At 59.7% G+C, this 20,156-nt stretch carries 20 protein-coding genes and 1 pseudogene; 5 read left to right on the top strand and 16 right to left on the bottom strand.

The features are described 5' to 3' along the window. Positions 1-159 precede the first annotated feature (159 nt). Genes AC1Z1G_RS00355 through AC1Z1G_RS00335 form a run of 5 tightly spaced genes read right to left on the bottom strand, consistent with a single transcriptional unit; the run spans position 160 to position 4,065 of the window. Positions 160-795 carry an SCO family protein gene (locus tag AC1Z1G_RS00355; protein WP_483623952.1) on the bottom strand — a complete coding sequence of 212 codons (636 nt, stop codon included), beginning with the start codon at positions 793-795 and terminating at the stop codon, positions 160-162. Then, positions 792-1,691, bottom strand: coding sequence for a heme o synthase (gene cyoE / locus AC1Z1G_RS00350; protein WP_483623950.1), 900 nt, complete (start codon positions 1,689-1,691; stop codon positions 792-794). The genes AC1Z1G_RS00355 and cyoE overlap by 4 nt, the downstream gene beginning before the upstream one ends. Then, entirely contained in the window at positions 1,679-2,758 is a 1,080-nt protein-coding gene (locus AC1Z1G_RS00345) for a COX15/CtaA family protein (protein ID WP_483623948.1), read from the bottom strand. Before AC1Z1G_RS00345 ends, cyoE begins: the two co-directional genes overlap by 13 nt. Before the next feature lie 10 nt (positions 2,759-2,768). Continuing rightward, positions 2,769-3,359, bottom strand: a complete 591-nt coding sequence (locus AC1Z1G_RS00340; RefSeq protein WP_483623946.1) for a hypothetical protein — start codon at positions 3,357-3,359, stop codon at positions 2,769-2,771. Further along, positions 3,325-4,065, bottom strand: coding sequence for an SURF1 family protein (locus AC1Z1G_RS00335; RefSeq protein ID WP_483623944.1), 741 nt, complete (start codon positions 4,063-4,065; stop codon positions 3,325-3,327). Before AC1Z1G_RS00335 ends, AC1Z1G_RS00340 begins: the two co-directional genes overlap by 35 nt. A 70-nt stretch (positions 4,066-4,135) precedes the next feature. On the opposite strand from AC1Z1G_RS00335, the gene AC1Z1G_RS00330 reads away from it, so the two are divergent. Then, positions 4,136-4,339 (top strand): twin transmembrane helix small protein, encoded by a 204-nt coding sequence (locus tag AC1Z1G_RS00330; RefSeq protein ID WP_483623942.1) that lies wholly within the window; start codon positions 4,136-4,138, stop codon positions 4,337-4,339. A gap of 8 nt (positions 4,340-4,347) precedes the next feature. Here the strand turns inward: AC1Z1G_RS00330 and AC1Z1G_RS00325 are convergent, their stop codons facing one another. From AC1Z1G_RS00325 to coxB, 4 genes are all read right to left on the bottom strand, one after another. Continuing rightward, the gene (locus tag AC1Z1G_RS00325; RefSeq protein ID WP_483623940.1) at positions 4,348-5,235 is read right to left on the bottom strand and encodes a cytochrome c oxidase subunit 3; all 888 of its coding nucleotides are present in this window, start codon (positions 5,233-5,235) and stop codon (positions 4,348-4,350) included. Positions 5,236-5,268: 33 nt separating this feature from the next. After that, positions 5,269-5,826, bottom strand: a complete 558-nt coding sequence (locus tag AC1Z1G_RS00320) for a cytochrome c oxidase assembly protein (protein ID WP_483623938.1) — start codon at positions 5,824-5,826, stop codon at positions 5,269-5,271. Between the two features lie 126 nt (positions 5,827-5,952). Then, positions 5,953-7,548 (bottom strand): cytochrome c oxidase subunit I, encoded by a 1,596-nt coding sequence (gene ctaD / locus AC1Z1G_RS00315; protein ID WP_347903001.1) that lies wholly within the window; start codon positions 7,546-7,548, stop codon positions 5,953-5,955. A gap of 82 nt (positions 7,549-7,630) precedes the next feature. Next, positions 7,631-8,758 (bottom strand): cytochrome c oxidase subunit II, encoded by a 1,128-nt coding sequence (coxB, locus tag AC1Z1G_RS00310; RefSeq protein WP_483623936.1) that lies wholly within the window; start codon positions 8,756-8,758, stop codon positions 7,631-7,633. Between the two features lie 373 nt (positions 8,759-9,131). On the opposite strand from coxB, the gene AC1Z1G_RS00305 reads away from it, so the two are divergent. Further along, positions 9,132-9,782 carry a hypothetical protein gene (locus AC1Z1G_RS00305; protein WP_483623934.1) on the top strand — a complete coding sequence of 217 codons (651 nt, stop codon included), beginning with the start codon at positions 9,132-9,134 and terminating at the stop codon, positions 9,780-9,782. Between the two features lie 52 nt (positions 9,783-9,834). Here AC1Z1G_RS00305 and AC1Z1G_RS00300 read toward each other — a convergent pair. The 3 genes and pseudogenes from AC1Z1G_RS00300 to AC1Z1G_RS00290 all read right to left on the bottom strand — a co-directional run. After that, positions 9,835-10,039: pseudogene (locus AC1Z1G_RS00300) on the bottom strand (hypothetical protein); the annotation flags it as partial. 126 nt (positions 10,040-10,165) lie between these two features. Next, positions 10,166-10,897, bottom strand: coding sequence for a carbonic anhydrase (locus AC1Z1G_RS00295; RefSeq protein WP_483623932.1), 732 nt, complete (start codon positions 10,895-10,897; stop codon positions 10,166-10,168). Positions 10,898-11,139: 242 nt separating this feature from the next. Beyond that, positions 11,140-12,198 (bottom strand): PA0069 family radical SAM protein, encoded by a 1,059-nt coding sequence (locus tag AC1Z1G_RS00290; RefSeq protein WP_483623930.1) that lies wholly within the window; start codon positions 12,196-12,198, stop codon positions 11,140-11,142. 222 nt (positions 12,199-12,420) lie between these two features. Between AC1Z1G_RS00290 and AC1Z1G_RS00285 the strand changes: the two genes are divergently transcribed. Continuing rightward, positions 12,421-12,726, top strand: a complete 306-nt coding sequence (locus AC1Z1G_RS00285) for a hypothetical protein (RefSeq protein WP_483623928.1) — start codon at positions 12,421-12,423, stop codon at positions 12,724-12,726. A gap of 163 nt (positions 12,727-12,889) precedes the next feature. Then, positions 12,890-13,225, top strand: a complete 336-nt coding sequence (locus AC1Z1G_RS00280; RefSeq protein WP_483623926.1) for a hypothetical protein — start codon at positions 12,890-12,892, stop codon at positions 13,223-13,225. 46 nt (positions 13,226-13,271) lie between these two features. Here AC1Z1G_RS00280 and AC1Z1G_RS00275 read toward each other — a convergent pair whose 3' ends face one another. From AC1Z1G_RS00275 to AC1Z1G_RS00265, 3 genes are read right to left on the bottom strand one after another with little or no spacing between them, the layout of a single operon-like run. Then, positions 13,272-14,576 (bottom strand): c-type cytochrome, encoded by a 1,305-nt coding sequence (locus AC1Z1G_RS00275; protein WP_483623924.1) that lies wholly within the window; start codon positions 14,574-14,576, stop codon positions 13,272-13,274. Between the two features lie 12 nt (positions 14,577-14,588). Then, positions 14,589-16,373: a GMC family oxidoreductase gene (locus AC1Z1G_RS00270; RefSeq protein WP_483623922.1), complete on the bottom strand. Its 1,785-nt coding sequence runs from the start codon at positions 16,371-16,373 to the stop codon at positions 14,589-14,591. Positions 16,374-16,375: 2 nt separating this feature from the next. Continuing rightward, a complete protein-coding gene (locus tag AC1Z1G_RS00265; RefSeq protein WP_483623920.1) occupies positions 16,376-17,116 on the bottom strand; it encodes a gluconate 2-dehydrogenase subunit 3 family protein in 741 nt (246 codons plus the stop codon). Positions 17,117-17,391: 275 nt separating this feature from the next. Here AC1Z1G_RS00265 and AC1Z1G_RS00260 point away from each other — a divergent pair, with 275 nt between their 5' ends. Next, positions 17,392-18,030 (top strand): phosphatase domain-containing protein, encoded by a 639-nt coding sequence (locus tag AC1Z1G_RS00260; RefSeq protein WP_483623918.1) that lies wholly within the window; start codon positions 17,392-17,394, stop codon positions 18,028-18,030. A gap of 61 nt (positions 18,031-18,091) precedes the next feature. Here AC1Z1G_RS00260 and AC1Z1G_RS00255 read toward each other — a convergent pair whose 3' ends face one another. After that, the gene (locus tag AC1Z1G_RS00255; RefSeq protein WP_483623916.1) at positions 18,092-20,113 is read right to left on the bottom strand and encodes a M3 family metallopeptidase; all 2,022 of its coding nucleotides are present in this window, start codon (positions 20,111-20,113) and stop codon (positions 18,092-18,094) included. Positions 20,114-20,156 lie beyond the last annotated feature (43 nt).

Below are 20,156 nucleotides of genomic sequence, written 5' to 3'. Positions count from 1 at the left end.
CCCCGTTTTTTTATGCCTGAAACACCATCCCTGTGTGGGAGCGGGCTTGCTCGCGAAAGCGGTGTGCCATTCAGCAGTTATGTCGACTGACACTCTGCCTTCGCGAGCAAGCCCGCTCCCACATTAGAGCTATGTCAGCCCAAGCAATGCAGATTCACCCTACTGACGCTTGAGCATCACCGGCAACTGCGCCACTAACTTCGTGTTGTTCAGCGGTGCGCGAATGAACCCGCGTTGCGTACCGTCCGGGCCGATCACCGCCAGGTTGCCGCTGTGGTCCACGGTGTAGTTGGGCTTGCTGGTGTCGGCCGGGATAAACGGAATGCTCACCGCGTTGGCGACTTTCTGCAGGTCCTCGATCGACGCCGGGGTCAGGCCGATGAATTGCGGGTCGAAGTAACCCAGGTACTGCTTGAGCTGCATGGGGTTGTCGCGGTTCGGGTCGACGCTGACCAGAATGATCTGCAATTTGTCGACCGCTTCTGCCGGCAGCTCGCTCTTGATCTGCCGCAGCTGCGCCAGGGTAGTCGGGCAGATGTCCGGACAGAAGGTGTAGCCGAAGAACAACAGGCTCCATTTACCTTTCAGCTCGTTGACCGTGACCGGCTGGCCATCCTGATTGGTCATCTGCACGGCTGGCAGGTTGCGGCTTTGCGGCAGCAGGATGATCCCGGCGTCGATCAACGCCGTCGGGTCGCCCTGGCCTTTACTGGTCAGCACTTTGTTAACGGTCAGCCCCAGGACCAGGGCCACCAGGGCAACGAGAATAAAGACGGTTTTCTGAGTTCGAGTCATAGGTTCAACACTAGGTAGTGGTCTACGAGCAGGGCGATAAACAGCAGGAACAAGTAGTAAATAGAGTACTTGAAGGTGTTGATCGCCGCGTGCGGCCGAGTGCCACGGTACAGCACCACGGCCCATTGCAGAAACCTTGCGCCCAGCACCAGCGCGCACGCCAGGTACAGCAGGCCGCTCATGTGGATCACATACGGCATCAGGCTCACCGCCAGCAAGGCGAAGGTGTACAGCAGAATATGGACCTTGGTGTAGTGCTCGCCATGGGTCACCGGCAGCATCGGGATATCGGCCTTGGCGTATTCCTCCTTGCGGTGAATCGCCAGCGCCCAGAAGTGCGGTGGGGTCCAGGCGAAGATAATCAACACCAGCAACAGCGGTTCGGCGCTGACATGGCCGGTGGCAGCGACCCAGCCCAACAACGGTGGCGCGGCGCCCGCCAGGCCGCCAATGACAATGTTCTGCGGCGTGGCGCGTTTCAGGAAACCGGTGTAGACCACCGCATAACCGAGCAACGAGGCCAGCGTCAGCCAGGCCGTCAGCGGGTTGGTGAAGGCCAGCAACAAGGCTTGCCCGGCCACGGCCAGCACGAGTGCGAAGGTCAGGGCTGCGGTCGGTGAAACCCGGCCTTCGGCCAGCGGCCGCTTATGGGTGCGAGCCATCACCGCATCGATACGCCGGTCCACCACATGGTTGACCGCCGCCGCGCCCCCCGCGCACAACCCGATCCCCAGGTTCCCGAACACCAGCACCGTCCACGGCACCCCGGCCCGGGTCGCCAGGAACATGCCCACCAGCGAGGTGATCAACATCAGCACCACCACTTTGGGCTTGGTCAGCTCCAGATAGTCGCGCCAGATCGCCCGGCCGTGCCGTTCGCCGATCAGAGTCGCCATGGCATTTCTCCTTTAAGGGTTGTGGGCCCGGCCGAGTGCTTGCGCAGACGCAAGCGCCAGCGTGCAGGCAGTGGCTGCCTGACCCGGACCAGGCTGGTCCGTGCGTGGTAATTGACCAGCACCATCGTCAGCAACAACGCCGCACCGCCCGCGTTGTGGGCGACAGCCACCGGCAGCGGCAGGTGGAAAATCACGTTGCTGATGCCCAGGCTGATCTGCGCCGCCAATGCCACCAGCACCAGCCCGGCGAGCCGGGTCATGCCGACGACCTTGAGTTGCCAGGCCAGCCCCAGCAGCACCAGGGTGACCAACAACGCGCCGAGGCGGTGAGTCAGGTGAATGGCCGTACGGGCATCGCTGTCGAGCTGCCCGCCCAGGTAATTGGGGCCGATGTGTTGGGTCAGGTGAAAGCCGTTGGCGAAATCCGCAGGTGGCAGCCACTGACCGTGGCAGGTCGGGAAGTCGAGACAGGCCACCGCCGCATAGTTGGAGCTGACCCAGCCACCGAGGGCGATCTGTCCGATAACCAGCAGTAACCCGGCAGTCGCCCAGTGCTGCAAGCGCCTGGGCACAATCAACGCCGGCAACACGCCGGACAAACGCAACGTCAGCAAAAACAGCAGGCTCAAGGTCGCAAAACCACCCAGCAGATGCCCCGTCACGACCTGCGGCCAGAGCTTGAGGGTCACCGTCCACATGCCGAACGCCGCTTGGGCAAACACCACCGCCAGCAAGAACAGCGGCAACTTCAAGGGTTGGTCCGGGTGATGCCGATGGGTCCAGGCGCGGGCGGCCAGCAACGCGATCAGCAGCCCCAGCGTGCCGGCGAAATAGCGGTGGATCATCTCGTTCCAGCCCTTGTGGGCCACCACCGGCGTGTCAGGGAAATGCAGTTCGGCGTGGGCCAGTTGGGCTTCGCTTTTTGGCACGCTGATGAACCCGTAGCACCCCGGCCAGTCCGGGCAACCGAGGCCCGCGTGGGTCAACCGGGTGTAGGCGCCGAGCAACACGACGACCAGCGCCAGCAGGGTGGCAAACAGCGCAAGGCGAAATCCAGGTTTGGCCATGACGATGCCCTTATCCGATGTTCGACAGTTTCAGCAGGTGGCGCAGGTCGTTGAGCAGGTCCTTGCCTTTGACAGTCGGGTCATAGCGCAGCACCAGGTTGCCGTGTGGGTCGATGATCCACAGTTGCGCCGATGCCTTGCCCTGAACGTTTTTGGTGTAGGTCGCAAGGTCCAGCGGGTAGCGCTGCAACTGCGGATACTCGCGTTTGAGCTTGGCGTCGTAATCCGCGCTCAACGGTTGCGCGGCGGCCAGCGCATGGCTGGCGCGTGAAGCGTCACGGCCCAGGCCGACCTGAATCTGCCGGGCCAGGTACACCAGTTGCTGGCAGTCCACCGAGCAATCCTGCGGCGCGGTAACCAGCATCTGCCAACGCTCTTCATCCGCCTGCACGCCAAGTTCGGCGCGGCCCTGGCCATTGCCGATCAGTTCGCCGTGATAGCTGCGACCCTCCGGCACCCAGAACTGCAATTTGTACATGCCGGTGGCCAGGATCATCGGGCCGATGACCATCAGCAGGATCAGGATCAGTTGCCAGCGCCCACGCCGACGATTGGGGGACTGCGCCTCAGACATGTTGGGTGGATTCATGGCCGCTCCCATGCTGTTTCTCCTTTGCGTTGTGCCATCCGAGGTAGAGGTAAAGGCCGAACAGGGCCAGCGCCATGGCAAACCACTGCACGGCATAACCGAGGTGTTTCTCCGGCCCCATGGCCACCACCGGCCAGTCGGTTTCATAGGACGCAGGGCCTGCTTCTTCGCGCAGTTCGTAGGCATAGCCGTTGCGCCCCAATTCACTCCACAGCAGCGCCGGGTCGACGGCCGTCACCAGCCGTGGCCAGTTCGCCTTCGTCGGGTCGGGGTGCAGTTGAAAGGTCGCGCCGGGGGCGACATACACCCACGCGTCCAGGCTCAGCGCTTGTTCGGGGGTGGTGAACATCGGCGGCGTGCGCCGATCCGGCCACGGCAGCCAGCCACGATTGAGCAGCAGCCAGGTGCCCGTCGCCTGATCCTGAAAAGGTTGCAGCAGCTCGACACCGGGGCGACCGTTGCGGGTGCGATTGTCCAGCAGGTAGCTGTGGGCGGCATCGAACTGGCCGTGCAGGCGCACCCGGCGAAACGCCGGGTCTGCGCTGGCTTGCAGTTGCGCGCTGGCCATTGGCTCGGCCGCCCGGCGTTCGGCGTAACTCTGGAGCATCACGCGTTTGTGTTCGCCCCGGCTCAATTGCCAGAAGCCGAGAAACACCAGCAGCGGCAGCAACACGACCACCACCAGCGTCGGCACGAAACCTGGCCGAAAGCGCGTCATAGCGGCGCCACAAAGTCGGTAGTCGGGCTGGCTATACTCATCTGCATCGCATTCCCCCGGGAGCCTCGCCATGCTCAAAGCAGCCATCGTCCTGATGCTGATTGCCACGGTTGTCAGCCTGTTCAGCGGCCTGTTTTTTCTGGTCAAGGACGACAGCCGCTCGAATCGCCTGGTCATCGCCTTGAGTGTTCGTGTGGCCCTGGCCGCTGCCACCGTCGGGCTGATTGCCTGGGGCTTTTTCAGTGGCCAGTTGGTGTCCCACGCGCCCTGGTGAACACCGCCTCAGAGCACGTAAACGAAGACAAACAAACCGATCCACACCACATCCACGAAGTGCCAATACCAACTCGCCGCCTCGAAGCCGAACTGGTGATCGGCGTCGAAATGCCCGCGCATGATGCGCATCAGCATCACGAACAGGATGATGGTGCCGATGGTCACGTGAGCACCGTGAAACCCGGTGAGCATGAAGAACGTCGCGCCATACACGCCGGACCCCAGGGTCAGCCCCAGCTCGTGATAGGCGTGAATGTATTCCTTCGCCTGGAAGCCGAGGAACGCACAGCCCAGCAGCACGGTCAGCGCCAGCCAGATTTTCAATGCGCCACGATGGCCCTTCTTCAAGGCATGGTGGGCGATGGTCACGGTAACGCTGGAGCTGACCAGCAACACCGTGTTCAACAGCGGCAAGCCCCAGGGGCTGATGACTTCCTTGGGCGGCGGGAACAGTGTCGGGTCCGGGGTGTGCAGCAATGGCCAGGCAAACTGGAAGTTCGGCCAGAGCATGTGCGCGATGCCTTTGTGCCCCTCACCGCCTAGCCATGGGCCGGACATGTTGCGCACGTAGAACAGCGCCCCGAAGAAGGCGATGAAGAACATCACCTCGGAAAAAATAAACCAGCTCATGCCCCATCGGAACGTGCGGTCCAGCTGTGCGCTGTACAGCCCCGAGCGGCTTTCCTTGATCACCGTGCCGAACCAGCCGAACAGCATGTACGCCAGCAACAGGCTGCCGACGAAAAAGATCAGCGGGCCGTGGGATTCGGGCCGCGCAGCCTTGAGGTCGTTGAACCAGGTGCCCAGGCCAAACACGGTGACGACCATGCCGACTGTGGCGATGATCGGCCATTTGCTCTGGGCGGGAACGTAATAGTGCTCATGACTTGCCATTGATTGTTCTCCTTATCGGGCACCCTTGAACGCTCAAGGACCGGCGTTGGTGTTGGCCACCACCGGCGGATGACGTGCAGTGATATCGAACAGCGTGTACGCCAGCGTCAGGTGCTTCACGTCCTTGGAGATGTCGCGGTCGACGATGAACCGTACGGGCATCTCGATCCGCTCACCGGGTTGCAACACTTGCTGGGTGAAACAGAAACATTCGGTCTTGTGGAAATACATCGCCGCCTCACCCGGCGAAATACTCGGTATCGCCTGGGCGCTCATCGGATGATCCGTCGGGTTGCGCGCGACGAAGACCATCTCGTTCACCGCACCGGGGTGGATCATCAGGTCATCGGCCTTGGGGTAAAACTCCCAGACCATGTCCACGGCGTTGGTCGACAGAAACTGCACACGGATCTGCCGCGAGGTGTCGACCACCTGCTCGCCCTGATATTGCCCGCCGGTTTTGCCATTGATACCCAGCGCCTTGCACATCACGTCGTAGATCGGCACCAGGGCAAACCCGAAGACAAACATCGCCGCCACCACTAACAACAGCCGCGTCACCAGCTTCTTCATCGAAACCGAATCAGCCATGGAGGCGGGCCTCAACGCTGCCCACTGTGGGAGCGGGCTTGCTCGCGAAGCAGACGCTGCGGTTTATCAGAAACACCGCGTTATCGTTCTTCGCGAGCAAGCCCGCTCCCACAAGACCGAGGCTGTTCATTTCACTTCCGGCGGCGTGGTGAAGGTGTGATACGGCGCCGGAGACGGAATGCTCCACTCCAGGCCTTCCGCGCCTTCCCACGGTTTGGCCGGGGCGGGCGGGCCGCCACGGATGGTCTTGATCACGATGAACAGGAAGAAAATCTGAGTCGCACCAAAGGTGAACGCCCCGATGGAAGACACCATGTTGAAGTCGGCAAATTGCAGGTTGTAGTCCGGAATCCGCCGCGGCATACCCGCCAGCCCCACGAAGTGCATCGGGAAGAAAGCCATGTTCATGCCGATGAACGACAACCAGAAGTGCAGCTTGCCAAGGGTTTCGTCGTACATGTGGCCGGTCCATTTCGGCATCCAGTAGTAGGCCGAGGCGAAGATCCCGAAGATTGCCCCCGGCACCAGCACGTAGTGGAAATGCGCGACCACAAAGTAGGTGTCCTGGTACTGGAAGTCCGCCGGAGCAATGGCCAGCATCAGCCCGGAGAACCCACCAATGGAGAACAGGATCACGAACGCCACGGCAAACAGCATCGGTGTCTCGAAAGTCAGCGAGCCTTGCCACATGGTGCTGGCCCAGTTGAACACCTTGACCCCGGTCGGCACCGCGATCAGCAGCGTCGCGTACATGAAGAACAGCTCGCCCACCAACGGAATGCCCACCACGAACATGTGGTGCGCCCAGACGATGAACGACAGAAAGGCAATACTGGCCGTGGCATAAACCATCGAGGTGTAGCCAAACAGCGGTTTGCGGGCGAAAGTCGGAATGATCGAGCTGACGGCACCGAACGCCGGCAGGATCATGATGTACACCTCGGGATGACCGAAGAACCAGAACACGTGCTGGAACAGCACCGGGTCACCGCCACCGGCAGCATTGAAGAAACTGGTGCCGAAATGGATGTCCATCAGCATCATGGTCACGCAGCCGGCCAGCACCGGCATCACCGCGATCAGCAGGAACGCGGTGATCAGCCAGGTCCAGACGAACAGCGGCATTTTCATCAGGGTCATGCCCGGGGCACGCAGGTTGAGAATGGTGGCGATCACGTTGATCGCGCCCATGATCGAGCTGATGCCCATCAGGTGGATGGCAAAGATGAAGAACGTCACGCTTTCCGGTGCGTAGGTGGTGGATAACGGTGCGTAGAAGGTCCAGCCGAAGTTGGGCCCGCCGCCCGGCATGAACAGGGTCGAAACCAGCAACAGGAACGCGGCCGGCAGCAACCAGAAACTGAAGTTGTTCATGCGCGGCAGGGCCATGTCCGGCGCGCCGATCATCAGCGGGATCATCCAGTTGGCGAGGCCGACAAATGCCGGCATCACCGCACCGAAAACCATCACCAGGCCGTGCATGGTGGTCATCTGGTTGAAAAACGCCGGCTCGACGATCTGCAAGCCCGGCTGGAACAGCTCGGCGCGGATCACCATGGCGAACGAGCCGCCGAGCAGGAACATCGTGAAGCTGAACCACAGGTACAGCGTGCCGATGTCTTTGTGGTTGGTGGTCAGCACCCAGCGCATCAGGCCCTTGGCAGGGCCGTGGGCGTGGTCATCGACGATGGCATGACCGTGGTCATCGCTCACAGCATTCATGGCCTGACTCCTGCAAACGGGTGGGCTGGGCGGCTTGGGGCGGCGAGCCCCAAGCGTTCACGGGAACACGCAATAGACCGGGTCATTTGCTTTGCGCCTGTTTGAGGGCCAGTACGTCTTTAGGCGTGACCATGTCGCCTTTGTTGTTGCCCCACGCGTTACGCTCATAGGTCACGACGGCGGCGATATCGACTTCCGACAGTTGCTTGCCAAACGCCGCCATGGCGGTGCCGGGCTTGCCGAAGTAGACGCGGTGCAGGTGGTCTTCTTTCGGCCCGGTGGCAATCGGTGAGCCCTTGAGTGCCGGGAACAGCGGCGGCATGCCCTGGCCTTCAGGCTGGTGACAGGCAGCGCAGGTGGTGTGATAAATCTTGTCGCCGCGCTCCTTCAGCTCGTCCAGGGTCCACTCTTTACTGGTCAGCTCTTTGAGCTTGGCGGCATCGGCCTTGCGGTCGGCCAGCCAGGTGTCGTAATCGGCCTTGGTCTTGACGTCGACCACGATCGGCATGAAGCCGTGGTCCTTGCCGCAGAGTTCCGCGCACTGGCCACGATAGAGGCCGGGCTTGTCGATGCGGGTCCAGGCTTCGTTGATGAAACCGGGAATCGCATCACGCTTGACCGCAAACGCCGGCACCCACCACGAATGGATCACGTCGGCGGAGGTCACCAGAAAGCGCACCTTGGCCCCCACTGGCAGCACCAGCGGCTGGTCGACTTCCAGCAGGTAGTGTTCGCCCTTGGCGCTTTTGTTATGGATTTGTTCTTGCGGGGTGGCCAGGTTGCTGAAGAACTCGACATCCTGACCCAGGTATTTGTAATGCCACTTCCATTGGTAGCCGGTGATCTGGATATCAATGTCCGGCTCGCTGGTGTCGTACATCTTGATCAGGGTGGCAGTGGCGGGCACAGCCATGGCCACAAGGATGATGAAGGGAACGACAGTCCAGAGGATTTCGACGGTGGTGCTTTCGTGGAATCTGGCCGCCACCTGGCCGGTGGAACGCCGATGAACCATCATCGACCAGAACATGGCACCGAAGACGATGAGACCGATCACCACACATATCCAGAAGATGGTCATGTGCAGATCAAACACTGCGTGACTGATTTCAGTCGCTCCAGGCGCCATATTCACAGTCCAGGCAGCGTGTGCCTGGCTGAAAACCGACCACAACAGGAGGCCCATCCAGACTCGTGGATGTCGCATCATTGCGGGTTCCCCTTATCGTTCTTGTTATCCCGCCGGTTTTCACCTGCGGTCAAGGGATCGGCTGCCCAGACTACGAACTTAAACCGCCGAGCCCTTGCTGCACATGCAGCCGGGCGTCATCAGCTAACTCCATACAACCCCGAGTATAGACAGCGACTGAGACCTCGCAACGCAGGGGCGTAAATCAACTGAAACACCCCGGACTTGCGCCAGAGGCCTTGAATGGAGAAGGATGCAGAGGTGAATACTGGCTAACCGATATAACGCAGGCGTATAAGTATTAAATAATTATGACAAAACCGTCTTAGCAGTTTTCATAAGCAGGCTAACTTATGTTCTCCCTATTTCACTGCCTTTGTTCCCTGGAGTTTTCATGAACACCGCCGCATTGCGCGAGCAGATACAACGTGCCCAACAACATGAAACCGAAACTGGCCAGCTGACACGTCAGTTGGAAATTCAATTGCCGCACCTTCACTCCGCCATTCAATTGCCGGATGTCGACGCCAAAGGCGTCATGACCCGTTTTGTCACTGCTTATATAGAACAAGTACCGGACCTGCTGGACGCGGCAAATGACGTCGCACGCCAAGCGGGTATCGAATCCCAGATCAAACCGGTGCTGAAAATCGCCGAGCAGTTCTTCATCCAGCCGCCCGCCATCATGGCTGGCCACGTCGGGCTCGACAGCCTGCTGGACGAAGCCTACCTCGCACACCGCCTGGTTGAAGAGGTCAACGACCTTTATATCAAGCACTTTGGCCAGCCACTGATCCCCTTGGACATGACTGTCGCCAACCTGATCGCCCACCAACTGATCGGCGAAAATTTCGCCAACCAGCTGGATGAGGCCGTACATCACGCCGTCGACACCCTGCTTGATGAAGACAGCTTCGCCCTGGAATCCGTCGAAGCCTACCGTGAGAAACTCAACAGCCCGGACACCGGCGCCGCATGGAAACGCTGGCCGTGCCTGTCACGCCAATTGGGCGTGGGCCTGGAACTCGATCAGCCGGCAGCCTGATCCAACTGAACGTACAGCCGGCTTGCTCCGGACTGAGATCCAACGACGGCGGTCACTCATTCAATAGGGATGTCGACTGGCTCACCGCCCTCGCAAGCAAACGGAACACCCAGCGGGGATCTACCCAGCGAAACCGACCCCCCGCGCTAGTGCGCAACCGTCCTTCAAGCCGCCGCTTCAACCCCCGCGCCTCGATCAACAGCTTCGACCCCTTGCTTTCATTGGCCCGTCCCCACTTCTCGAGCAGGCCAACAACTCCCATGGCAAAACACCTTTCCATTGCACAGCACGCATGATGACGCACCCTGAGGTTTTTTCAGGTATGGCGAAGCCCGACCGCTTTTCAGCGGCCTCGACCCGGCCAGACAACGTGTTCAGGCGGTTTAGAAGCGCGCTTTTGGCGTCGCCATGGGAATGGGGTGGCTGCCATCCAGCGGCAGGAAGCACCCTTGATCGGCGTCGTACGCTTTGATTTCACTGGTTTCGATGCTGTAGACCCAGCCATGGATAAACAGCTGACCGTTGGCCATGCGCGAGGCCACCGAGGGGTGGGTGCGCAAGTGCTGCAACTGGGCGATCACGTTTTCTTCGGTGAGGACGTGCATGCTTTCGTTTTCGTCAGCGCAATGGCAGTTATCCTGGACCATGGTTTTCGCCACTTCGGCGTGCCGCAGCCAGGCTTTGACCGTGGGCATTTTTTCCAGGCTTTGCGGGTTCAACACTGCACGCATCGCGCCGCAGTCAGAATGCCCGCAGATGATGATGTGCTGCACCCCCAAGGCCAGTACCGCGTACTCGATGGCCGTGGATACGCCACCGTTCATTTGACCGTACGGCGGCACCACATTGCCGACGTTGCGGGTCACGAACAGGTCGCCGGGAGCGCTTTGGGTGATCAATTCAGGAACGATGCGCGAGTCGGCGCACGCAATGAACATTGCACGGGGCCGCTGGGCCGTGGCGAGTTTCTTGAAGAGTTCCTCCTGTTGCGGGAAGACCTCGTGATGAAAGTGCAGAAAGCCGTCGACAATATGCTGCAGCGCTGCATCGGCGCTTTCGGCCTCGGGGAGGGCAGAAGCCGACGCAGCCAACGGCTGTTTATCCTTGTCACTCATAATTCATCCTCTTTGGCGGAGTAAGGGAATTTTCCCGTTTTGTCCGGTACGAAACCAGCACCTGATTAAAAAATATACAACCCTTTTATCTCGACCGGTCGGTCATTCGACAAACAAGGTAGCAGCCTAAACTTAGCTAAAATTGAATGAAACGCTCTAGAACAAGCGTTCCAGGTCACACAAAACGTGACCAGCCTACAAACGTTGCCTTTTTGTACCCCTCAACCATAGGCCACTCGCGCCTAGAGCAACGACATCTGACGCCCCGGCGGACAAAACGCCTGGCAATCCAGGTCGAAGCCTTCGCGGCGGTTGAGCCCCAGACGTTTGATGGTTTTTGCAAAGCGTTGCGCCAGCAAATCGGCAAACGGCCCTTCGCCACGCATCCGGGCACCAAATCGGCTGTCATACAGTTCACCACCACGGCTTTGGCGAATCAGGCTCAGCACATGAGCGGCGCGTTGCGGGTAGTGCGCCGCCAGCCATTCCTCGAACAACGGCGCCACTTCCAGGGGCAGACGCAACATCATGTAAGCGGCACTCTGCGCCCCGGCAGCATGGGCCTGGGTGAGCAAGCTTTCGAGTTCGCTGTCATTGATCATCGGGATCATCGGTGAACACAACACACCCACCGCAATGCCTGCCTCACGCATCACACGGATGGCGCGCAAGCGGGCCTTGGGCGCTGCGGCCCGGGGTTCGAGAATACGTTTGAGTTCATCGTCCAGGGTCGTCAGGCTGATCATTACCGCCACCAGCCGTTGCTGCGCCAGTTCGACAAGCAGGTCCAGGTCGCGCAGGATCAGCGACCCCTTGGTGATGATCGTGACCGGATGGCGATAACGCAGCAGCACCTCGAGGGTTCGCCGCGTGATCCGCTGTTCCCGCTCGATCGGCTGATAAGGGTCGGTGTTGGACCCCAGATTGATCGGCGCACACTGATAGCCCGGCCTGGAAAGCTGCTGCTCCAGCACATCGGCGGCATTGGTCTTGGCGATCAGTTTCGTTTCGAAATCCAGCCCCGGCGACAGGTCCCAATAGGCGTGGCTGGGGCGCGCATAACAATAGATGCAACCGTGCTCACAGCCACGGTAAGGGTTGATCGAGCGGTCGAAGGGCAGGTCGGGCGAGTTGTTGCGGGTGATGATGGTTTTCGCAGTCTCAATGCGCACCTCGGTGCCTTGGGTCAGCGGTGCTTCTTGATACCAGCCATCGTCCTCTGCCACCGAGATCTTGGGAGCAAAGCGATTGTGCGGGTTGGTCGCGGTGCCGCGACCGCGAGGTGGCAAGGAAGTGGTCATCGGTAGCAACCTGTTAACTGTATGTGCATACAGTATCCGAGAGCTCAGCATTGGACCAGTGCCGTTCGGCAGCTTCAGAATAAAATATGCACCGTTAGTTACTGATAACAACTAAGCGTCAATCAATGAAACAGATAGTTGGTGGTTGACTGTGTACTATCACCCGTACTATCTCCGGCACAGGTAACACTCAATCAACTCAACCCGTAAAAGGATTTACTTATGTCGTTCTTCAATCAACGCGGTATCTTTTTGCAATTACTTCGCCCAACTGTTGTTAACCCACGCGAAGCTCAGGTGTCGATGCAATTGGCCCGTAAAGAGTCGCAATGGGACCCGGTCAATCAAGTAGAGACCGATGTACTGGTGGACTCCATTTTCATTACCGCTGTTTCAAACGATGGCGGTCATTCCTTTAATATCAACACCGTACGCAAGGATGTGGACGGTGATGGCGATATTGATGAGCAAGACAAAGCTAAACTGCTGGCATTGGCCAAGGCCTATTCCAGCATCGTCAGCCCATGACTCAAACTGACTAACCGTCCATCAGGGCGGACGAGATAAACTGGCTATCGTTGATATCGTAAACATGGACCCTCGCCCGGGCATAACGCGGTATAAGAGTGTCTCTGTATGCACAGGAGCACAGCAATGCCCAAGCAACTAGCGGGCCTGGCGGAGTAAGACCATGGAGAAGATTTTCTATGCGGCAGATGCCTATCTCCCGACCTATGAACAAGGCGCCGACCTGATCATGGTCAAGACAGCCAGCGGAGAGCTCTGGGGAATTGCCTGCGAGTTCGACCTCTGCACCCAGGACATCGAACAGGCAGCGGTGCGCTGCAAGGGTCCGTTCGACGAAGCAGACCCGAAGTTCGCCCACGCCCGCTGGACCGAGTATGACGACAGCATCGGAGTGATCCCGGCGAGCTGGCAGGACCTGATCAACGCCGGGCTGGCCGATTTCATCGTCGGTTATCAGTTGGAAAGCGAACTGGGCATCCATCGCTTTCCACAACGCTGAGCATCGCCACCTCGCCGGGATCCTAAAAGGACACCGGCGAGACTGCTTACTGGCTGATCACTTGTCCCAAGTCGTCATTGGACGTGCTCTGCCTATCACCCTTGCGCAAGTCCGCCACCTGTGCGGGCTTCACCAGGGAGCCTCGATTCCCCCAACTCGTGCGGATGAAATTGACCACATCGGCCACTTCCTGATCCGACAGACGCCAGGCGAATGCCGGCATGGTGAAGGTCGACGGTGCACTGTGCGTGGCCGGCAGGGTGCCGCCCTTGAGTACGATGTGAATCAGCGAGGTCGGGTCGTCCGATTGCAGCACCGGGTTGCCCGCCAGTGCCGGGAACACTCGGGTATAGCCGTGCCCGTCGGTGCGGTGGCACGCCGCGCAGTTGTCGATGTAGACCGATGCCCCCGGTTTTCGGTCATCACCGTTCCACAGCGCCTGGGCCACCTGCTTGTCGTACACGTGTGGCTGATCCGTGGGGTCGTTGGCCGGCAGGGACTTGAGGTAACGGGCGATCGCGCTGAGATCCGCGTCGCTCATGTACTGCATGCTGTGCACCACCACATCGCTCATGCCGCCAAACACCGCACTGCGATCACTGCGGCCAGTCTTGAGAAACTGCACCAGTTGCTCCTCACTCCAACTGCCCAGGCCGTCCTTGTGATCGCCACGCAGGCTTTTCGCGATCCAGCCTTCCAGCGGCGCACTGCCGGACAGAAAATCACTGCTTTCGCCAGCGCTCAAGGCCTTTTCCTGCAGGGTCAGGGCACGCGGCGTATGGCACGCGCCGCAATGTCCGAGCCCTTCCACCAGATACGCCCCACGGCCGACGACTGCATCCTCACCCACGGCCGGTTGAGACGCCTCTACAACATTCGGGGCAAACATCCAGCGCCATCCGGCCAGCGGCCAACGCATGCTCAAGGGCCAGGGAATGTCGCTGTCCCTGTTCACTTGAGCAACTGGTGCCACGCCTTTCATGAAGTAGGCATACAACGCCTGCATGTCTGTATCAGTGACACGGGCATAGGACGGATACGGCATGGCCGGGTAAAGCGTACTACCGCTTTTGGCGACGCCATGGCGCACGGCCTTGTCGAAGTCTTCGAAGCTGTAATCGCCCACACCGGTTTTGTCCGGGGTGATGTTGGTGGAGTAGATCGTCCCGATCGGGGTTTCCATCGGCAGGCCACCGGCGAACGGCTTGCCGTCCTTGGCGGTGTGACACGCCACACAGTCGCCCGCACGGGCCAGGTACTCGCCTTGCCTGATCAATACTTGATCATCTTCAGCAGCGCTGATCGAGCAACTGCCGAGCAGGGCGAGGGTCGCGATAACGAGGGTCTTCATGGTCATCGCTCCTTAAGCCTGAACCAACGGGCCGGGGTTCTTCAGGTACTGCTCGCGAATCGCCCGCGCCGACCAGTAGGTGAGGGCAGCCACCAACCCCGTAGGGTTGTAACCCAAGCCTTGTGGGAAAGCGGAAGCACCGGGCACGAAGACGTTATGCACGTCCCAGCTCTGCAAGTAGCGGTTCAGCGCACTGGTTTTCGGGTGGGTGCCCATGATCGCGCCGCCGTTGAGGTGGGTGGTCTGGTAGGACGCCGTGTTGAAGTGGTCGCCGACTTTCTTGCCAATCACGGCGATAGCCTTGGGGTTCATCGCCTCGGCGATCTTGCCCATTTTCTCGACCATGAAGCGGTTCATCTTGATGTCGTTTTCCTGCCAGTCGAAGGTCATCCGCAGCAGCGGCAGGCCGTAGGCATCGCGGTAAACCGGGTCGAGATCCAGGTAGTTACCACGGTAGGACTGATGCGCACCGTGAGCGTCCATCGACACCTGATGGGTGTAGTAATCGGCGGTGGCGCGCTTCCAGGCACTGCCCCAGGCCGGGGTTCCCGGCGGATTTGAAGTGCCGGCAATCGGCCGGCTGCCCGCCTGGTTGACCCACATCGGCGAGCCGCCGACGAAACCATGGGGGCCATGGTCGAAGTTGTCGGCGTTGAAGTCGTCCACCGCCACACCGTTGCCGCCCGCGCCAATGAAGTTGTTGGTGTGCACGTCCTTGTCGAAATAGGCCTTGATGGTCGCCATGTTCTGATAGGCAAAGTTACGCCCGACCACACCTTCGCCAGTGATCGGGTCATAGGGTTTGCCGATCCCGGACAGCAGCATCAGCCGCACGTTATGAAGCTGGAACGCGCCCAGAATTACCAGGTCCGCCGGTTGCTCGATCTCGCGGCCCTGACCGTCGATGTAGGTCACGCCGGTAGCCTTGCTCTTGCTGCTGTCGAGATTGACCTTGAGCACGTGGGAATTGGGCCGCAGCTCGAAATTCGGCAGCGGTTTGAGCGCCGGCAGAATGTTCACGTTCGGTGAAGCCTTCGAATACATGTAGCAGACGTAACCGCTGCAGAACCCGCAGAAATTGCACGGTCCCATCTGTGCGCCGTAAGGGTTGGTGTACGGACCTGAAGTATTGGCCGACGGCAGGTTGTAAGGTTTGTAACCCACCGCGTTGGCGGCGCTCTGGAACAACTGCGCGGAGTAGGTGTTCTTCTGCGACTCCAGCGGAAAGTGGCTGGAACGGTCCGCCGCATAAGGGTTGCCGCCCTTGCCTTCACCCACCACTTGCCCGTTCACGGTCCAGGCTTGGCCGGATGTCCCGAACACTTTCTCGGCATAGTCGAAGAACGGCTCCAGTTCTTCATAGCTGACGCCGAAGTCCTGAATCGTCATGTCCTTGGGGATGAAGTGTTTGCCGTAGCGTTCTTCGTAGTGGCTGCGCATGCGCAGCTCGATCGGATCGACCCGAAAATGCACGCCAGACCAGTGCAGGCCGGCGCCACCCACGCCATTACCCGGCAAGAACGCCCCAAGCTGACGGTTGGGCAGGGCAATGTCATTCACGCTATGGCGAATGGTTACCGTCTCTTTCGAGACATCCTGAAAAAGCTTTTTGCGCACGCTGTAGGTGAGTTCGTCGATCACCTGTGGGTAGTTGCCGTCGGGATAGGTGTCCTGCATCGGCCCGCGCTCCAGCGCCAGCACATTGAGGCCGGCCTCTGTCAGCTCCTTGGCCATGATGGCGCCTGTCCAGCCAAAGCCGACGATCACTGCGTCGACCTTCTTCATTACCGTTGCCATGCTCAAGCCCTCTCGCCGCGAATCGACACTGCCGGGAAGGGGTACTGCTCGTTGCGCTCCACCCAATCCATGAAATCGGCGCGGGCGCCGGGGAAGCCGATCAGGGTCCAGCCGACCATGCCTTTATTGCCGCCGTGGATCGGGTCGCAGAAGAACCCTTCCCGGGTGTTTTGCAGCAACAGACTGAAGAAAATCTTCGGCGGCACGCTGTCGAATGTCGGCGTACCGGCCTCCAGTTGCTTGAGCAAATCGTCTCGGGTAGCGCTGTCTTGCTCAGCAAAAACTTTACCGTTGAACGCTTTCGACCAGGCATCCGTCGCCGCGATGCCCAGGCGGTAGATCTGTTTGGGCACCAATTTGCTCTGCCAACCCATTTCCGGCGCAGCGTCGGCATTGAACGGGCCTTGCATGTACCACAGCGCACCGGCGGCATACGGCGTGTTCATTTGACGGTCGATGTACTCCGGCACACCGGCTTCCAGCGCACCCGGGCCTTGTTCATCGGCAGGAATCAATCGCGCGACGGCGGCCTGAATGAAAGCCCACTCTTGTGCTGTGAAGTAGCTAGGCTGATACACAGCACTGTCGACCGGCGTCTGGCCGGAGCTGGCCGGCGCGGTGTCGGGCGCAGCCATCAGCACCGAGCTGCCAAAGCCTGTGCTGGCAACGGTGACCACCGGGATCAAGGTCAGGGATTTGCGTAAAAACTCACGCCGCGGGTTGTCTCGATCTTGATCAGACATGGGGGGTGCACCTCATCAGGCATTGGGCAGAACATCGCTTCAACGAGCGACTTGTCGTTTTTTGGTCGTGCCCCAGTGGGAAAGGACGCGCCAGTAATCATTAGTTACAAATGGTAGCAGCCTAAGCATCAAGATTAATCGTTTCAGCTCAAATAAACCCTGGAGCACTACCGCAGAGTGGGTTCACAACTTTTTGACAGACGTCTCACGGGCCTTTGACTGGCCCTCCCGCACGCTGCCCACCGATCTTCCATTCGTCTTTTAGGCCCCTACCTATGCCGACATTGCGCATCATCCCTGTGCTCAGCCTGCTGCTGATGTTGTTCGCGGTTCCTGCGGTCCAGGCGGACGACGCAGGTTCTCCACGTCCGGCCGAATGGGCACAGCCTGTGGAGGTGCAATACAACCTCTACCAGATGTCGCCGACGCTCTATCGCAGCGCGTTGCCTGATAGCGGTGCCGTGCCGTTGCTGGAAAAACTCAAGGTCGCGACCGTCATCAACTTCCTGCCGGAACCGGATTCAAACTGGTTGTCGGCACCCGGCATCAATCAGGTACAAATGCCGTACCGCACCAATCATGTCGATGACAGCGACGTGCTCGCGACGTTGCGGGCGATCCAGAGCGCCGAAAGCAAAGGCCCGGTGTTGATGCACTGCAAACATGGCTCGGACCGTACCGGTTTGATGTCCGCCATGTACCGGGTGGTGATTCAGGGCTGGAGCAAAGAAGACGCCCTGAAAGAAATGACCGAAGGTGGTTTTGGCGACAGTAGCCACTTCAAGGACGGCATTCGCTACATGATGCAGGCCGATGTCGACAAACTTCGCACGGCCCTGGCCAACGGCGACTGCAGCACCAGCCGCTTCGCCACCTGCTCGATGAAGAGCTGGCTCAAGACTGCCGGCGAGTAACTCACGCCAACGATAGAAGCCCCCCGAGCGCTGAACCCGGGGGGCTTTCATCAGGCAATGATCATGATTGGAAAAGCCCGGTCGTCACTGGCCGGCCGAGAAATACCTCCAGGGATTCGAGAAGGGGTCGCGAATCCCCCACCGCGAAAATCGCCTCACGAAAGGCTTTGCCGGTTTCAGGGCTGAATACCCCTCGTTCCTCAAATGGCTTGAACGCTACTGTCGCCAGGACACCGGACCATGTGTAGGCATACATCGAAGCCTCATAACCGGTCACCAGGTAGTCAAAGCCGTTGGCATACCGCGTGTAGCCCGGCAGCCGCAGGTGCGGGAACTGCTCCCGTACCTGGGCAAACACCGACGCCACGCTACGGCCATCGCCATACCCCCGGTGCAGTTCAAAATCGTACAAGGCGCCCATCAACAACCGCGCGGTTTGCCAACTGCTCTGTTGATGAATCGACGCCAGTATCGCGTCAACCCGTGCCTCGGATAAACGCTCGCCAGTTTGGTGGTGCGCCGCGATCCACAGCAGAAAATCCCGGGACAAACCCCATAGTTCAAAGACCTGCCCGGCGAACTCGGCCGTGTCGCGCCCCAGCTCAGAGATGCCGGAAATCCGCCGATACGGTGAACGCGTCAGTACGTGCTGCAAGCAGTGGCCCATCTCATGAAGCAGCACCCGCATTTGCATGTGATCGAGCAAACACGGCTGACCCGCCACGCCCTCGGGAAAGTTGCCGTGCAAAATGGCCATCGGCAGTTTGACCTGACCTTCGGCGGTCACCCGACGATTTCGCGGGGTGGATGTCCAGGCATAGTCGTCCCCTTGCGGGCGGTGAAACGGGTCGATGTAAATGTGCCCGATCACCTGGGAATGCTCCCTGACTTCCAGCAGCCGCACCTGCTCATGCCAGCGGCTGAACGTCTGTTGCTCGACGATTTCAATGCCAAACAGACGTTCACTGAAGCGGCACAACCGGTGCAACGTACCGTCCAGTGGGAAATAGGCGCGAACCCCGCTGAGGGCTGAACCATGCTGGTGCTGCCGCAGTTTCTGCGCATAAAACTCAAGGTCCCAGGCCTGCACATCGGCAACCCCCTGCTCAGCCGCAAAAGCTTCAAGCGTTTGGGAATCCTGGGCAAAATGCGGTGTTTCCAGCGTCAGTTGCCGCTGTAGAAAATTCACGACCTGACGGGCCGATTCCGCAGATTCGGTCGCCAGCTTCAACTCGGCAAAGTTGGCGTACCCCAGCAGTCGGGCCTTTTGTTGACGGTTGGCGAGCAATAGCTCAAACACCGGGCCATTGTCGAATTGCCCGGCGTGCGGCCCTTGGTCCGACGCCCGCGTGGCGTTGGCGATGAACAACTCCTCGCGCAAGGTTCGGTCTTCGGCATAGGTCATGACCAGGCGCCAGGTTTCCTGATCCAGCGTGATCAGCCAACCCTCATGCCCCGCTTCCCTGGCCTTGGCGGCCATGCGCTGTTTAAGGTCGTCGGGCAGGCCATCCAACGACGATTCATGGTTGAGCCGCTTGCTCCAGGCGTTGTCGGCGCTCTCCAGTTGCTGCAGAAACAAACCGCTGAGCAGCGATATTTCACGGTTGAGCTGCGCCAGTGTTGCCTGTTGATCCGCCGGCAAATCAATCCCCGACAACCGATACCGTCGCAGGATTTTCTTCAAAACCGCTTGGCGTGAAGCGTCGAAATTCTGCGCAGGCGAGCTGTCCGCCAGGGCCTGATAGGCCAGGAACAGCTCACGATTGCGTAACAGCCCGGTTTTATAGACCTCCACAGATTCGTCACAGGCAGCGCTTGCCTTACGCCAGGCGTCACCGGTATGGGCAACCAGATCCAGGGTATGAATAACGGACATCGCCTCATCCAGGCGCGCAGTCAATTCATCCATGCCCAACACCAGGTCATCCCAGTTCGGCAGCACCGACTGGCTGACAACAATCAGGGCAGTGGCACGGCGGTTATCGGCCAGAATCCGTTCGATGGCGGGCACCAGGTGTTCGGCGCGCACAGCCGCATAGGGCGGCAGGTCGTGGACCTGCAAAAGTGGATTGCTTTCAAGCATCACGTCTTCCTTGAATAGAGGCTGAAACAAGTCGCCAGCCTAA

This window comes from Pseudomonas sp. JL27(2026), from assembly GCF_056933555.1.
Note: the sequence above shows the minus strand (reverse complement) of the source record. Positions and strands in the feature narration are given on the sequence as shown.